The 15,897-nt window shown below is 64.5% G+C and carries 2 protein-coding genes; both read right to left on the bottom strand.

Features of this window, described 5'->3' with window-relative positions; all coding sequences use genetic code 11:
• Positions 1-7: 7 nt before the first annotated feature.
• Entirely contained in the window at positions 8-3,085 is a 3,078-nt protein-coding gene (fdnG, locus tag ACZYOF_RS08765) for a formate dehydrogenase-N subunit alpha (RefSeq protein ID WP_463715498.1), read from the bottom strand.
• A gap of 467 nt (positions 3,086-3,552) precedes the next feature.
• Positions 3,553-15,681: a filamentous haemagglutinin family protein gene (locus ACZYOF_RS08760; protein ID WP_463715497.1), complete on the bottom strand. Its 12,129-nt coding sequence runs from the start codon at positions 15,679-15,681 to the stop codon at positions 3,553-3,555.
• Positions 15,682-15,897 lie beyond the last annotated feature (216 nt).

Below are 15,897 nucleotides of genomic sequence, written 5' to 3'. Positions count from 1 at the left end.
CGCTCCTTCAGGCCGCCGGACCGGTTGCTTTTTCGACGTTCACCAGGAACGCCTTGAATTCCGGCGTCTGCGTGTTCGCATCGCCCACTGAAGGAGTCAGCGTATTGGCGCCGAATCCCTTTCGCGCCTGCCCCGTGAAACCCCAGTGCAGGGGCACGCCGATCACATGTGTCGGTTTCCCGTCGACCGTCAAAGGCTTGATGCGCTTGGTGACGTAAGCCTTGCAGACGATGAAGCCGCGCTTCGAGGACACTCGCACCCAGCCGCCCTGGTCGATGCCTTTTTCCTTGGCCAGCGCTTCGCCGATCTCGACGAACTCCTCCGGCTGGAGGATCGCGTTGATGAGCGCGTGCTTGGTCCAGAAATGGAAATGCTCGGTGAGCCGATAGGTGGTGCCGACATACGGAAATTCGGACGAGGTGCCGAAATCTGCGCGATCATCGGCAAACACGCGCGCCACCGGATTGGACCTCACCTTCGGATGGAGGACATTTTGAGATGGCGACTCCAGCGGCTCATAGTGCTCAGGGAACGGACCATCCACCATCTGGTCGCGCGCGAACAATCGTCCGGTGCCTTCGGCGTTCATGATGAACGGACCGACGCCATCAGACGGTTTTGTCGTCGGCGTGTAGTCGGGAACATCAATGCCGACCCACTGCTTGCCATTCCATTCGATGATGGGCTTCTCCGGATTCCACGCCTTGCCATTGAGATCGGCGCTGGCGCGATTGTAGAGAATTCGCCGATTGGCTGGCCACGCCCAGGCCCAGTTCGGAGCGATGCCCTGCTCCCGTGGATCGCTGGCGTCGCGCCGCGCCATCTGGTTGCCCTTCTCGGTGTAGCAACCCGTGAAGATCCAGCAGCCGCTTGCCGTAGTGCCGTCGTCGCGCAGTTGCGCGAAGCCGTCGAGCAGCTTGCCCGCAGCCACCGTCACCGCGCCGGTCGCGTCCTTGAGATCGACCAGCGCCCGGCCGTTCATGTCCTTCGCCAATTCCTCCGGATCGGGGCTGGTCGGGTCGGTATAATTCCAGGTCATGTTCAGGATCGGATCCGGGAATGCGCCGCCCTCCTTGCGGTACAGCTCGCGCATACGATGATAGATGCCGCTCATGATCCAGATATCCGACTTCGCGTCGCCCGGCGGCTCGGCAGCCTTCCAGTGCCATTGCAGCCAGCGCGCGGAATTGACCAGTGAGCCGTTCTCTTCGGCAAAGCAGGTCGTCGGCAACTGGAAGACTTCGGTCTGGATCTGGGACGGATCAACAGGATTCTGCGGACCGAAATTTTCCCAGAACCGCGAGGTCTCCGTATCCAGCGGATCCATCGTCACCAGGAATTTCAGCTTGCTGAGGCCCCGACGAATCTTGCCGCGATCCGGGAATGCCTGCAACGGATTGAAGCCCTGGCAGATGTAACCGTTCATCTCGCCCTGGTTCATCATTTCGAACGCGCGGATGATGTCGTAGAGGGGAACGTCGAGCTTGGGCAGCCAGTCATAGGCCCAGTCATTGTCTGATGTCGCGGAATCGCCGAACATCGCTTTCTGGAAGCTGACAATGAATTTGCGGTAGTTCTGCCAATAACTGACCTGACCGGGACGCAGCGGCTTGTACTGCCGCGTCTTCATGTAGTCCTCGAAGGTCGTCTCCTGGTCCGTCGGCAGATACAGATAACCGGGAATCTGGTTCGACAGCAGACCGACATCCGTCAGGCCCTGAATGTTGGAATGACCGCGCAGCGCGTTCATGCCGCCGCCGGCGACGCCGATATTGCCGAGCAGCAATTGGACCATCGCCATGGCGCGGATGTTCTGCGAGCCGACAGAATGCTGCGTCCAGCCAAGCGCGAACAGGCATGTCAATGCCTTGTCAGGTGCCGCCGTGGTGGCGATCAGTTCATAGACCTGCAGAATTTTGTCCTGTGGCGTGCCGCTGATACGCGACACCATCTCCGGCGTATAGCGATCGACGTGCTGGCGCATCAAGTTGATGACGCAGCGCGGGTTCTGCCAGGTGTCGTCGACCTTGGCGAAGCCCTGTTCGTCGAGTTCGAAATCCCAGCTCGATCTATCGTAGGTCTTCTTCTCTTCGTTAAAGCCGCTGAAGAGTCCGTCCTCGAATCCAAAGTCCTCCTTCACGATCAGGCCGGCGTTGGTGTAGTGCTTCACATATTCATGTTGGATCGCATCCTTTTCCAGCAAGTAGCGGATCAGCCCGTTCAGGAACGCAATGTCGGTGCCCGGACGGATCGGCGCATACATGTCCGCGACCGAAGCGGTGCGCGTGAAGCGGGGATCGACGACCACCAGTTTGGCGCCGTTCTCGATCTTGGCTTCGATCACCCATTTGAAGCCGCACGGATGCGCTTCAGCGGCGTTGCCGCCCATCACGATCACCACATTGGCGTTCTTGATATCCTGCCAGGTGTTGGTCATCGCACCGCGACCGAATGATGGGGCCAAACTGGCCACCGTCGGTCCGTGTCAGACCCGCGCCTGGTTGTCGAAGACCACCATGCCCAGCGCGCGCACGACCTTCCATGTCGCGTAGGAGGTCTCGGTCGACGACGCAGAGGCCGCCAGCATGCCGGTGCTGGTCCATCGATTCACGGTCGTGCCGGCGGCGTTCTTGGCGATGAAATTCTTGTCGCGGTCGTCCTTCATCAGCCGCGCGATACGGTCGAGCGCGAAGTCCCAGGTGACTTCCTTGAACGCGTTGCTGCCGGGAGCGCGATAGCGCGGCGCTCTCAGCCGCGTCGGCGCATGAACGACGTCCAAGAGGCCCGCGCCTTTCGGACAAAGCGTCCCGCGGTTCACCGGATGATCCGGATCGCCCTCGATATGGATGATGTTGGATCGCGCATTCTTGGCACGGTCGCCCATGCTGTAGATCAGTATGCCGCAGGCGACAGAGCAGTAGGTGCAGGTGTTGCGGGTCTCGGTCGCGGCTGCCAATTTGTACGGTCGAACCGCTGCGGCAAGCGCCTCGCCGGTATAGCCAAAGCCCAGTGCACCGAGGCTTGAGGCTGCAAGGCTGGTTCCGGTGAGTTTGATGAAACCTCGGCGACTCAAATTCATTGGCATACTCCGAATCTGCGCCACAAACCTTGCACCCATAATAATAGTAAGTTGGGGCCGCGTTCTCACAAGAGAAAACAGGGCGGTCAACCCAGCATAGATCAACAATCCTCGACTACGTCAGCCCCTCTACCGCTTTCATTCGTGCGTTTTCGAAAGGCGATGTCTCATCGTCAGGTCGCAGTGCAATGCCAGCATAGCTCGAAGATCATCCGCGCAGACCTCTCCACGCGAATGATGGGTTTCGCTGCGCTCTACCCATCCTACGACTGTCGTCCGTGCGAAAGCAGGGACCCGTAGCCACAGGAGGTTGTTGTGGCGGGAGCAATTGGTTGCAGCGGAGCGCACCACAGAGGCCTGTGGTTATGGGTCCCGGGGCAAGCCCGGGACGACGGGGGTCGCCGAGTTTATCGTATCCCGCATTTCGGCGAAAACCGGGTCATCGGGCTTGCGCGGGCAGAACCTCCGGCGCGCTATCGAGATTGCCCTTTCAGGTTATGTCTTTCTCTCTCGGTTAGCTGGACCTTTTCCTCACTGGTGAGGTTGCCGAGGCCCACGAACTGAACCGAACTATTTTGATCGTAGCGGAGTCCACCGGAAGCGTCGCTGCGGCGATCCTTGCGTGAGGTTTCATCCTGGTCGCCATTGCCGCCACCGAAACCTAGGAATTCGACCATGATGATCGATGGCTGGTCGCTGTTGGTGGACTGCGTCGGCGCCGTGGTCTTTTGCGCCGCCCCGGCGGTGCTGTTCGCCGCAAGCGCAGCATTGATGTTTGGCGCCTGCACGGTCGGCACGCCCGTCACCGTGCCCTGCCCGGAGATGTTGGCGGCATTGACGATCTGCAGCGCGGCAAGGTTGACGTTGCCGGAATGGCGGATGCCGGCCTCGCCGGCGTCGATGGTGCCGAGCGGCGCGATCAGATCGATATCGCCCGCCGGCACCTGCGGGATCGGGTTGAGCGTTGCGATGCCGGCGCCGGCCGACGGCACGACCGGCGACAGCGAGGCGTTGCCATAGGCATCGTAGGTGCGTTTGGGCGGCGTGAAGATCGTCGTCGTCTTCGAGCCGCGGCCGGCGTTGATGTCGCCGGTGGCCGACCACACCAGGATGTTGCCGCCGAAAGTGGTCATGATGCGGCTCTGGCCGAGCAGCACGCTGCCGAGCGAATAGACGTCGATGTCGCCTGAGCCCCGCGTGATCAGGCCTGCGCCGGCGCCCGGCGACACGCCTTCCACGCCGATGAGGGTCCTTCCGCCCGGATTGAGGATCTGGATGCCGCCGCCGAACTGGGTTTGGATGCCGGCATCGGCGAGGTAGGTATTGCCCAAGACATCCTTTGTAAAGCCACTGAACATCGTGAGTGTGCCTGAATAGGCAATCGGCTTGCCGTCGGCATCCTGATCCGGGAACAGCGTCGCGATCGCCTCGCGGCCGCGCAGATAGCTGCGAGGGCGCGGGCTCGTGATCGCACCGCTGTATTCGCGGCCGCTCAGGGTGAGCTCCTTGTAATAGACGTCACGCACGAAGACGCCCTGCTGCGCCGTGGGCAGAGCCAGGAAGAGGGCGAGCGCGTCTGCCGCGGTGCCGGTGTAGCCAAAGCGCTGCTGCAGCCACGCCAGCAATTCCTGGTCATAGCTGTGGACCACCTTGCCGCTGCCGGCGAGCGGCGTGCCGTCGCCTGGCAACTGGTTGGCCGCATCGAAATACAGCTTGGCGAAAGCGGCATAGTCGGGACCGCTCGCGCCGACTCCCGCCAGCACCGTGATGCCGGCGCCACCCGCTTTGTTTAACGGGTTGACGATATCGCCCACGCTAAGCAGCGATCCGTAATAGCCCTGGTACAGGTTGCGGCCGGCCTGCACCTGAAGCAGGCCGAGACCTGCGACGGTGACCGATTGGTAGATGATGTCGCGGCCCGCCTGCATGAGCGAGATATCGTTGTCGCTCGTGTTCAGGAACACGCTTGGCGTCGGGCCGGTGCCGACGATATCGCGCCCGGCGATCACCTCGAACGGCTTGGCCGCAAGATACCAGGTGTCGTGGTTCGGAGCGGTTCGGAAGTTGATGCTGGCGTTCTGCTGCTGCCCGAGGATCAGGTCGTCGATGTCCAAGCCTGCATAGACCAGCGCGGGCTGCGCATCGCCCGCATGCAGATTGGAGATGGGCGTATCCTCACCAAAGGCGATCGGATTGAACTGATTGACCATGTACGCCGACGTCGGGCTGGCGTTGGTGTTGCCGCCGCCGCCCACCGACGTATTGAACACGGGACGGAACGGCGTTGCCAGCGTGCTCATATCGGCCCCTGACATTGCGACCACCTGGGTCGAGCCGTAGATCGAGCCTGCGGCGAGGAGTTCAAGCTGGCCTGATGGCGATGGCATCAGCTCGAGAACCGTGAAGGTCTGATCGCGAGACACGGGCTCCGCAAAGCGGATATCGCCGTTGGCCGCCGCAACGATCAACGTTCCTGGATAGAAGCCGTTGCTGTTTTCAACGGCGTTGAAGGCGGTCCCCGTCAACGGCGCGACGTCGCCGCCGGCTGAATACAGGTTGATCGCGGTCGCCGGCCTCCATAGCGTGAAGCTCGATTGCCCGCCGGCGACGAGCGTGGTCGTGCCATCCGCATTGCGCAGCGTATAGGGAATGCCTTTGAGATCGACCAAGGCTCCCATGCCGGCATCACCGGCGCCGCCGAACACCAGGTCGCCGCGCGTCATGATGCTGACCGTGCCGTCACCCGGCGTGAAGATCGGGCCGGGCGTCTTCAGCGAGCGCTTGAAGATATTGGGATCGGTTGCGCGCGGATCGACCGAGGTGAAGGCGGCACCGCCGTTGTTCACCGCGAACGCACCGATAGAACCAGCTTTCACGACAATGTCGCCGCGCAGATCGGTGATAGAGCCGTAATAGTCGGGCACTTGCGAAGATAAGATCGGCATTACGAAGTTAAGCTTGCCGCCGACTTTCAGTGTGAGGTCGCCGCCGCCGGTTTGCAGCAGCGTGCCGTCCGCCAGCACCCGTCCAGTCGAAGCCACCGCGAGATCGAGACCGGTCGAGCCGTTGCCCGTCACGCCTGCGTTGCCGCCCGCAATCACGGTCAGGTTGCCACCGCCGAGAGTGCCGATGCCCTGGAAGCCGACGAGCTGCTTACTATCGCGATCTGGAGCGGTCTTTGCGTAGGAGCCGAAGTTGACCCACCAAGCGGTCGGATCGGCGGACAAGCCTCCGCCTCCCTGCCGGCCGAACCAGTTGCCGGTGAGATCGGAGTCCACCCAGCGGGTGTTGTTGTTGAAGATCTGGATGTTGCCGGTGACGTCCTGCTGAGCCGTGAGCAGGAGGTCGCCGCCATGCTCCGGATACCACGCGTGCGAGGTGCCGCTGCTCGCAGCTCCAACGACGTCGTAAGGGTTGCTGCCGTCAGCCGCGAGGACCGGCGCGGATTGTGTGCCGGCGGTGTAGACGCCGTAAGGCGTGGTCTCGCTGAAGCTTCCACCGGCGAGCAGGTCGAGATTGCCGGTGCCGGTGCGGACCACGCTGAACATGCGCGATGAATCGTAAGCAGGATCGTTCAGCGTGAGATTGCCGCGACCGTTGAGCGCCTGTCTCGTCTGCAGCGCGCGCTGGTCGGCGGCTGCGAGATCTGCGCCCGCCACGAGGCGAACCGATGCCGACAGCGAGCCGGGCGCGAGCATTGATGCCGCCGGGGCTGTGGCAGCCGCGCCTGGAATGGCCGGGCTCGCCACGACTGCAAGGGTCGGCATGTTCGAAAGCTCAAACCCGAAGGCGTAGCTGTCACTGATGCTAAGAACCGTGCCTGCCGGAATGGTATCGCCAGGATTATACTGATTGCCATTATTGTCGACGTAAGGACCCGACCACCAAGTGGTCCACCAAATATAGAAACCATCATTTGGAATAGTCCAAGCATTAACGACCGTCACATCCTTTGTGTCGTCAAGGTAGTAGGTGTAAGGGCCACCGGGATTGGTGGTGGTCAGACGGAAGAACGAGCTGTTCGCGACATCGACAAGGTCATAAACGGCCGGCACGCCCGGCGACGATCTAAACCCATCCGAGATACTTCCGTTGACGGTCACGTTGCCGGCGGCGCGAACCACCAGCGCCATCGGTTCGCCTGCGCCGTAAGTGGCGGAGTTGGGGTCACGATCGGCGCTCGCGCCGTAACGATATTTGGCGAGGTCGATATCTCCCGAGGTCGACAGGTCGCCGCTCGAGGTGATCTGGACGCCCGGGCGCAGGTGGAAGGTACGGCCGTAAGAGGACAGGCCCGCGATCCTGCCCTGCAGTGCGCCGTTCGCCAGTGCGGCATTGATAAATGCCGTGCTCGCGGTGTCGTAGCCGTCAAGCGTTGCCTGGCTGATGGCGCTGCCGGCCGGCAGGTCGTAGGTCCAGAACGCGTTGAGCGCGATGCTGTACGCGCCCTTGATGTGGAGCGGACCGGCGGCATCGATGGCGATGTCGCCCGAGGTCTCGCCGGTGCGCTGCGCGTTCAGCTGGACATCACCATAGGCCACTCCATTCGGCGTGGTAAGATCGAGCGTGGCGCCAGGAGACAGCGTCAGCGTGCCACCCGCGGCGGTCAGCTCGATATGGCCGCGGTTCTTGGCCTCGATGGCGTGCCCGTAGCTGTCTGTCTGCAGCACCGTGCCATGGGCATCGAGCACCGCGCTCGAGGCCAGCGTCAACCCGTTGCCGGCGGAGAGCCGGATGGTGCCCGGCGCCGCGCCGGAGGCATCGATCGTGCCGGTGACGGTGAGACTGCCGCCGTCGACCGAGACCATGACATTGCGGGCTTTCACGCCATCGCCGATGACGAGATCACCGGTCCGGATGTCAAAGCTGCGCGCATTGAAGAAGCCGCTCTGCGTTAAAAGTGCATTGAGCGCGGCGAAGTCGGCGTTGGAGAGCGTGGCGGTAGTAACGCTGAAGTCGCCGCTGGTGGCTCCCCCCGTCGCCGTGCCGTTGAGCGTGCCGCGGAGCGCGACCGGTCCATTGACCGCGCTGATGCTGATCGATCCGGCATCGGCATTGGTAGCGGAGACGTCAATTGTCGAGCCCGCGGTCTGCGTGACGCCGCCCTGCGCGCTGTTGAAGATCGCCGTGCCGCCGAAGCCGTAGACCGTCGCCTTCTGGATCTGAGACGGCTGGCCGCTGAGATCGATGCGGCTGCCATCATTGAGCGCGATGTTGTTGGTGGCGTTGACCACGAGCTTGCCGCTCGGCAGCAGGATGGTGCTGCCGATGGCGACGCTGTCGCCGGTCAGGTCGATCTCGGCGCCCGACACCGTGGTCTTCGCCGCGCTCGGCGCGATACCTGCGGGCGCGACGACGTTGAGCGCGCCGCCTGCGGCATAGGCCATGATCGATTTCTGCAGCCCGGTCAGGAGCGGGGTCGTCAGCGTCAGGTTGCCGCCCACGCCGCTCTGTCCGAACACGGCCGCAGGATCGGAGCTGGGCGACTGATAGACGTACAGCTTGCCGTTGCCGGCCGAGACGATCTGCGATCGACCGGTGATGTTGACATTGCCGAAGCCATAGACGACGCGGCTCACCGACGTGGTATCAAGCGAGGCGAAGCGGCCGAAATCGATCTCATCGGCGACGAAATCGAGCGTGCCGCTGCCGGTGCCCGGCCCGCCCGCGGCGATGGCCGGCGGCGTGGCGCCGGCGATCCCGTTCCAGGTGATCTTGTTGGCGGCGATCACGTTACGGTCGCCTGCCGCGCCATATCCGTAGATCGCTGACGCGTTGAGCACGAGATCGACGCCGCTGCCGGTGGCATCGAGCCCGGCGCTGCCGAACAGGTTGATCGAGTTGCTGCCAGTCAGTGTGATCCTTTCTAGCGCTGGCGCGCCATGGCTGGCGTCGCCATGAACAAGTGTATTGAACAGTGTCTGGTCGAACAGCAGACCAGCCGGCGCGCCGGCCGCGGCGACGGTCGCGGCGATGTTGATGGCGCCGGCGGCGAGCGCGATGTTGCGCGATCCGAAACGGGCCGTGGAATCGACCGTGGACGCACCGTTGGTGGCAAACGCCAGCGTGCCTTCGGAATAAAGCTGCGCCCCTGCTCCAATCGTGATAGCGCCGTTGCCCTGCGAGCCGAGGAAATTGAGGTCGCCGTTGGACAGCGCCAGCACCGAGACGTCGTAGGCGGTGTTGTAACCCATGCCGGTCGAGACCGAATCGAACGGCGCGGCGCCCCGCCCGATCGTGCTCAACGTCACATTGTTGCCGAGGCTGATGTTGCCGCCGACCAGGAATATCTCACCTGCTCTGAGCGTGACCCCGTCACGGATGACGATGTCGCTTCCCCCCTGGAACAGGATCACGCCGTCGACGATCCCTTCGTAGCCATTGACCATCAGGCGTGGCGCACCGAGGGCATTGAGATCGGCTGCGCGCACTGAGGCGCCGGTGAACCCCGGCGTGGGCGCATCGGCATAGATTTCACCGACGTTCCTCAACAACACCTGACCGGGGAAGCCGCCCTGCGCGCCCTGGAACAAGGCGGTGCCGTTGAATGTCAGCGCCGATCCCGTCGCGGGGGATGACGGCGCCTCGAACTGCAGCACCAGCGCCTTGCCGTCGGCCGGCAGCAGCGGGCGCAGACCGCCGAATTGCGCGGCATTCGCAGTGAAGAAATCGCTGAAGCTCTGCTCGTTGTATTGCGAGTATTTGCGGACCGACGCGCCAGCGGTGATCAGCGCCGTCACCGGCAGGCTGCTGCGGATCGCGGTGTTGGCGACGCCGGTCGACACCGAGGCGACGTAGGTGCCGTTGCCGACCGACGTGGGGCTGGTGATCGGGTTGGTGCTGCTGCCGCCGAGTTCGACGCGATACGCGCCGGGCAGCAGCGCATAGTTGGACGGCAACAAGGTGTAGGTGCCGGCCGGCAAGCCCGGAACGCCCGCCGGAATGGTGACCCGCTGGCCGATCGCCGGATCGCCCGCGCCATTCTCGGGCGCGACCGGCGCATAGCTGGACGCATAGCCGGGCACGATGGCGTAGACCTTGTCGCCGGCCTTGCTGAGCGGGGCCGCGGGATTGGCGTTGACGAGCGGGGTGGTGAGCACGTTGACCGAGCCGCCACGTCCGGAGACGAAGCCCGCGCCGCTGAGCGTGCCACCGCCGGACATGTCCAGGACTGCGCCGCTGGCGACATTGACCGACTGCCCGTCCAGGATGATGCCGGACCCACGTCCGTTGCTAGGGAAGTTGGTCAGGGGCAGCGTGATGCTGTTCACGGTGGCGCCGTTATAGCTATAGCTGACTCCGTCGATAGTGCCGCCGTACGGAATCGTCAGGCCCGCCATCGAGACCGAGGTCAGGCTGCCCGGCAGCAGATCGACGCGCGGCGTGAAGACCGGGTAACCCATGCCGAACGTCAGGGTGCCGAACGGTGCGCGGACGATGCCGCCCTGTTCGACGATCGGCGCCTGGAATGCGAGGCTGCCGAACACGGACAACGGCGCGTCCGGAATGGTATCGGTGGTGCGCCCGATGGTCAGCGTCACGGTGGGATCGGAATTGCCGCTGCCCGCGATCACGGCGGCAAGGGTGTTGGTCGCCGGATAAAGCTGTGCGGCGAGGAGATCGAGATTGCCGCTGGTGGCAAGCTGCGTCGTGATGACCCCAGCCATCGACAGGAAGCGGATGTCGCCCTGGCTGACCAGCTTCGTCGTCAGGAACCCTGGCGCAAACATGTTGTTCGGCGCGCGCGCCGAGAACTGGACGAGGCCCTGGATGTCGATCTGGTTTGCGTCAGCTTCGAAGGTCGCGATGGTCGGCACCGCCGCGCCGCCGGGATTGCGAATGCTGCCGCTGGTGAACCCGTCCTTGACCTCGGACGCAGGTTCACTGAAGAGGATGTAGGGCGCCGACAGCTTCACACTGCCGGTCGTCGGCTGCATCGAGGAATCGATCGGTCCGGACACGGGCGCCCCTGACGTGAAGGCCGCCGCGGTCAGCGTCAGGCTGCGGCCGAGCGCCAGCGACACGTTGCCGGAGAACTGCATATAGTCGCCGGAGGTCAGGGTCAGGCTGTCGAACCCGCCGGCCTTGACCATATCGGCGCTCACCGTGGTCCGTCCGAACATGAGCGAGGCGGCCTTGGTGCCGGGCGCGATGTCGGGCGGCAGCGCCGAATCCAGACGTCCCTGCACCACCGTCATGACGCTGGGAAGGACTGCAGTCGCTGGAACAAGGTGGGACCCAGCACTCAGGTCAAAGGGGAACGACCGCGGGTCGAAGATCGGCGTGGTGAGCGCGATCGACAGGCCGCCGCCCGAGGCGCCCGCGCCACCGGCGAACGCATGCATGTCGCCGTCGAGGTAAAGCCCGCTCTGCGAGGACAGCGTAATCGAGCCGCCGCCACGGGCAAGCGTCAGCGGCTGGCTGGCTGTCTGCGCATTGCCGCCCGCCGCGAGATCGATCGCGAGCTGCGTCCCGTCGGCATTGAGTTCGGCGCCCGGACGGATGATCACGAAGGCGCCGCCGCCATTGATGGTGATCGCGCCGCCGTCAGTTGCTTGCCCGTAACGGTGCCCGGCGGAATCGGACGCGCCGTAAGCCAGCCCGGACACGTCAAGCTTGGCATTGGCATCGATCCATATCGAAACTCCGCGGCCGTTACCCGCCGCATCGAAGTTGCGCCCCTTGTCGAGTGAACTGCCGTCAGCGTCGTTGACGAGGTTGATGCTGCCGCCGCGCGCGATGAGATTGCCGAGCACCGTGATCTGGCCAAAGGCATCGAGCTTGATGCTCTGCCCGGGATCGACGGCGATCGACGCGCCGTCGCTCACGACAATCGCGCCGCCATCGACGAGTCCCCCAGCGCTGGATTTGGTCAGTGAGCGCAAGATCACGCTGGCGCCGCCGCGCTGCGTGAGCGTCGCGCCCGTCGGGTTCTCGGTGAACAGCGGCGGCAGCCATAGCGACATCGCCGACGACGGATCACTGCCGGTGCGCGCCGCATAGCTGTCGGCGGTAAACCGGTAGACCGGCATCGTGGGCGCAAGGACAGTGTTGTTCGCAACGAGAATGCCTTGCCCGCCATTGATGTCGTAGCTGGAGAATCCTGCGGTGAAGAACGAGGGATTGAGCGCGGGCGCGGGGGTGATCGCAACCGTTTGCGGCAACAGCGTGCCGGCCGGGATGATCGCGCCGACCGGATAGGTCATCGGCGTGGATTGGACCGATCCAGCGGCGTAGGTAATTTGATAGGGCTTGATCGGAATGCCGTTGGGAAAAACGCTCGAAGGGAAGACGGTGCCGGCCGGAAAGACATCACCGGCGTCTCCGCCCAGGTTAAAGTTAAAGATGACCGACCCCGCCGGCAACACCTTACCCGCGTCCCAATACTCTATGTTGCCGTTCACCCGTGTCTGCACCAATATCCCTTTCGGAATAGTCCAGTCCGCGCCTGTCGGCGTGCTCGGCACACCCGCCGACCGGACCTCGACCGGGATCGGCGCGTCGTAAACGATTGATGTAAAGGTCAGCACCAGCGCCGTCGGCAACGGCTGACCTGCCGGAATCGTCAGCGCCTGTTTGAGCTTCAGCGCGACGGGTGCCGGCGTGCCGGCTGGTAGCACGCCGCCGGCCAGCCCAGCGTTATCGCCGATCAGGAGGTTGCCGGGCCAAGATATCGTCAGCGCGCCGCCGCCGGTCACGCCATAGGCGCGGATGGTGCCATCCAGGACGAGAGTGCCGTCACCGGGCGTTCCGGCGTCCTGCTGTGCGTGGCCGGCCATGATCGTGACATTGCCGCCCTTGCCGCCCTGGGTCTTGCCAGTGACAAGGACGGCACCACCGGATGAGACATCGATGGTGCTGCCCGCCGCCAGCGTCACGTTCTGCGTCGAATCGAAAGTGACGCTGCCGCCGTTGAGGAAGGCAAGGTTGGCGGCGCTGTCCGGATCGGTCGTCTCGTTGACCCACATTCCGCGAGCATCGATCGTGACGCCGCCCCTCAGCGTGAGGTCGGCGCCTCCGCTTGGGGTCGTCAGCGTCTGGGTGCCCAAAGCGCTGGTGAGGATGTTGCTGACGGTAACGGCACCGGAACGGAAGGTGATGTCGGCGGCGAGGTCGACGGTCGGCGCGACCAGCTTGACCTGCGCGCCAGGCGCGAAGGTCAGCGGCGCGTCGACCTTGATCGCATCCGCCGATGCGACGTTGAGGCTGCCGAGGCCGAAGCCGTTGAGCGTCGGCGCATCGAACCAGGCGGTGTTGGTCCGCTCGGTCGGCACCGAGCTGGTCGCCGACATCGAACTGGCGACACCGGCGGCCACGTTGCCGAACACCACATCGGTGCCGTAGGCGCCGGCCAGGCCGCGGGCGGTGTACTGGCCAAGCGCCAAGGTGCCGGCGAGCGGCGCCACGTTCTGGGTCAGCTTGTAGCCGTCGGTGACGCCGGCCGGGCGCGCGTTGCGCTGGCGCTCGCCGTCGATCACGCCGGCGACGATCGCGCCTTCGAAGAGCGAGGTCGGCGTCGACAGAATCAGGCTGCCGGCGTCACGGCCCGCGGTGTAGCCGTCTTCCCATCGCAGATTGACGGCGCCCTTGCCGAACGGGGAGGCCCAGATCTCGGTCAGCCGATCGTCAACCTGGCCCTGGATACGATGCGGGCGCCTAAAGCTGCCGGCGAGCGCCACGAACTGGACGTCCGCCGGCGCATTGCCGATGCTGTAGACGCGGCCATCGGCGCCGAGCAGATTGCTGGTCATGATGTAGCCCGGCGCATAGCTCACCGAACCGCCGGAGACATTGAAGGTCGAGCCCCGTTGCGCGATCACCTCCGGCGCCGCCAGCGTGATGCTGCCACCGACTGCGGTCCATTCGCCGATCCGGTGCCCGGTGTTGTTGAGATAGCCCGAGACCTCCAGGAGGCCGCCCGCCGTGTAATAACGATCCGTGGCGTAGCCGCCGGTGCCGGCCGGCACCAGCGTCAGGTCGCGGGCATCGATCCAGACATTGGCATTGAACAGATTGCCGCTGTCGCGGTTCTGCGGACTGTCGCGCAGCTCGTTGCCCTGGACGTTGACCGCGATGTTGTTCGCGCTCATCGGCAGCACGGTGCCGGTGGTGCCGGAGACGTCGAGGGTGGCGCCATTCTCGACGAACACCCGCTGGCCGGCACTCACCGCCAGCTGGCCGCCCTGCGCCTGGGTCAGCGAGCCGTTCCTGATATCGACGATGCCGCCGCTGACGATCTCGATCCGCGACTGATCCTGGCGGTCGGCCAGCAGCGAGAGATTGTCGAACTGCCCGACGGCTACGCCGGCCCGGGTGACATTCTGCGTCGCCGAATCCGCGATCAGGGCGTCGCGCTTGGAATTGAGCGCGGTGTCGGGACTATCGATCTCGGGCAGGACGGCGGTGACGGCGTTGCCGGTCAGCGTGACGCGGCCGGTGCTGTCGCTGGCGGAATTCAGGAGATGGATGGTGCCGCGCTGGCTCACCGAGGTGGTCGACAGCAAAACGCCGTCCTGGGTCACGGCATGGCCCGCCAGCGTGATGTCGCCCTGCTGGCTGTAGATCATGCCGCTGTTGCTGACCGCGCCGCTTAAGCTGCCGCCGCCGAACAGCGGTGCGATCTCGGTGCCGCGCGTGGTCGAGCTGGTGTTGCCGATCGTGCTGTATCCGGCGTGGAGCACGAAGCTGTCGCCGGCGGCGAGCTCGGCCTGACCGTTCGGGGTCTGGATCAGGCCGGCGTTGCTGACCTGCGTGCCCATCAGCAGCACATAGCCGCCGCCCGAGGTCACCGAGGACGGCGTGCTGGTCGTGATCTGCGCCCCCGCTTCCACGTTGACCGCGCCACCGGCGCCGGTGAAGCTCGGCACGTACTTGGGGTGGTTGTTGTTGTCGGTGCCGCTCTGCGTCGAGTAGATGCCGCTGGTTTGGAACTGGGCGTTGGTGATGTTGGCGGTCGACACAATCAGCGACCCGACATTGATCTGGCTGGCGCCGCCGAAGATGATGCCGTTCTGGTTGATGATGTAGACCTCGCCGTCGGCCTTGATGCTGCCGAGGATCTGGCTCGGGCTGTTGCTACCGGTGACGCGGTTCAGCGCCACCCAGTTGGCATTGCCCCGCTGATTGAAGGTCAAGGTGGTCTGGGCGCCCACGTTGAAGCTATTCCACTCCAAGATGGCTTGCGCCGCGGTCTGCTGGATGCCGACATTGGTCTGGCCGCCAACGACCGACTGCGTCGGGGCATTGGCGCCCTGCCAGGTGCCGCCCGGCGCCACCTGCAGCCCGCCTGCTCCCAGGCCGTTGGGAACGCTCACCTGCGGCAACGACGTCGAGTGCTGCGAGACTGCCGCGGCGGCACGCGCGGCCGCCTGCACCGCCTGCATGGATTGCACGGCCCGCGACAGCGCGCTCTGGCCTTGCTTCGCCGCTTCCTGCGCCTGCTGCGAGGCCGCGCTGGCCGCATTGATCGCAGCGGTCGTCGCCGCAACGCCTGACGAGCCGCCGAACGGCCTTGCCAACGCCGTGCCGCCCAGCGCCAGCGCCAGCACGCTCGCACCCGCCAGTAGCACGCCGCGCGACAATCCCGCCGACGCTCTCATCATTGGCGATCCCGTGGGTCGAGCATGATGCAGACGCATCGTCTTGCGGAACGAGCGGGACGAAAAGCTGCGGAGCGGCATGGAGGATTCCCTGAACGAAGAAAGCGGAGGCGATGTTGCGGAGCATCAGAGCGTTACGGAGTGACTGCGGTTGCGGTGCGCGGAGGCACCGTCACACTCTTCTGTCCTCATCGTGGGGAGGCACCGATGGATTCGGGT

This window comes from Bradyrhizobium sp. LeoA1Lang, from assembly GCF_055413685.1.
This window is presented reverse-complemented; position numbering and strand designations above follow the sequence as displayed.